1 protein-coding gene is annotated in these 1,591 nt (G+C 34.2%); it reads right to left on the bottom strand.

Features of this window, described 5'->3' with window-relative positions; all coding sequences use genetic code 11:
* Positions 1-96 precede the first annotated feature (96 nt).
* Positions 97-1,479 carry a hypothetical protein gene (locus H5186_RS22425; RefSeq protein ID WP_182795033.1) on the bottom strand — a complete coding sequence of 461 codons (1,383 nt, stop codon included), beginning with the start codon at positions 1,477-1,479 and terminating at the stop codon, positions 97-99.
* Positions 1,480-1,591 lie beyond the last annotated feature (112 nt).

Below are 1,591 nucleotides of genomic sequence, written 5' to 3'. Positions count from 1 at the left end.
TGCTGGCGAGGGTCGTCAATTGATTCGAAATATTTAAATAGTTGAATATCAGGCATGGGGGCTCCTTAAAAAGGAGTATAAGATCATACTTTTAAGTCAAGGTAAAGTTCGTGATCTTGCCCTGGTATTCAAAGCCGCGCCAGTATTAAAATTGAAAATATTCTGCTTAAAGTTATGAACTTTGTCTAACCAGAGCTTAAGGTCACTTAAGTCACTATCTTTACGAATGTTTGATAACTCTTTGTTCAAATCAAAAAGAAATCCACATTCGCGATCTAAGTCAAAAATCTCAGCTGAAAATGCATTATCAGATCTTCCTAGAATACTTCTAAATGAACTCTCCAAATCAACTAAATCAGAAAAAGGAGTAATATCCACTTGAATTGAAGTGTTCCCAGTTAGATATTGCTTGATAAAGTTAATACGATTTACTGTCAAGCCCTGTCTACATTTAATAATTTCTTGGTAAGCGTCATTTATCAAAGCAGTAAATTCACTAACCTTGCCTTCAATTACCTCCATATCTTTAAGTGACTGGTTTATGGTTTCCCTATCACCGATCAAACGGGCATAATCGGCTGGGCTGCTCACACCTTTACTCTGTAGGTCTTCGATTAGTTTATTATATTCTGCGTCTACGGAAATATGAGCTTGATTAAAACTGGAGCTTCCATACCATTGCTTAAAGCTTGTTAACTCATCACCCACAGTTTTTAATGCTTTATTCACACTTTCTTTAAAAGTTGACGTTGATTTAATCAAACTTTCTATTTTTGCATAAACCTCTTGTTCATGATCTATTTGCTTGTTAAAAGACGTTAATTCAATTACAGGTAATACAACTGAATTCATTGCTGATTCAAATTCTTCTTTTAGCTTTTCAACATCAAGTTCAACTTGAGATACAATTGTTCTTTTCGCTCTATAATGTTGATAACTTTTTAGAATTTCTGTGTGACCAGACTTTTCAATTGTTTTGATCTTTTGCTCAACATCAGCTAACTGACCTTGTAACAAGTTCTTATTGGATAACTTTGATTGAAGCTCTCTTCTTTGACTACATAATGTTTGAAAATGCGAACGTTTATCTTCCCACTCCATCTTCCATTGTTGAAAGCCAACAGTTGAAGATTCGTCAATTAAGCGTAAAAGCGTATTAGGATTTTTTGCCAAATTAAATATCTGCTTTTGGCTAAATATTTTTATTGGAAATCGGGAGTGTGCCTCACCTTCTTCTGGTATCCATTGCCCATCTTCAAATCGAAAAATTGAAACACTATTACTGCCTTTGGACCATTTTAAAAAATAATTAACATCATCTCGTGTATAAATGCAGCTTATTTTAGTATCAGTTAACATTACTCCATCAGTATCTCTTGAAGCAGATACTTTAATAAAACTTTCGAAAGATCTTCTTATTTCGTTTTGAGGAGGTAAATGAAATAAATCTCGTGATCTATCCATTCCGGAGTTTTTCAAGTTAGTTGTCGCCTCAAGTTAAATTTTATGCCGCCCGCATTTCTTCTTTTTTCTCAGGATTCAAATTTACTTCGTTTATCATTGACCAATCTCGTGACTTTCCTGACCAACG

The sequence above is a fragment of the Pseudoalteromonas sp. SG41-2 genome, assembly GCF_014164535.1.
GTDB classification, from domain to species: Bacteria; Pseudomonadota; Gammaproteobacteria; order Enterobacterales; family Alteromonadaceae; genus Pseudoalteromonas; species Pseudoalteromonas rhizosphaerae.
The sequence above is the reverse complement of the archived record's forward strand: the minus strand, read 5'-3'. Positions and strand labels throughout refer to the sequence as shown.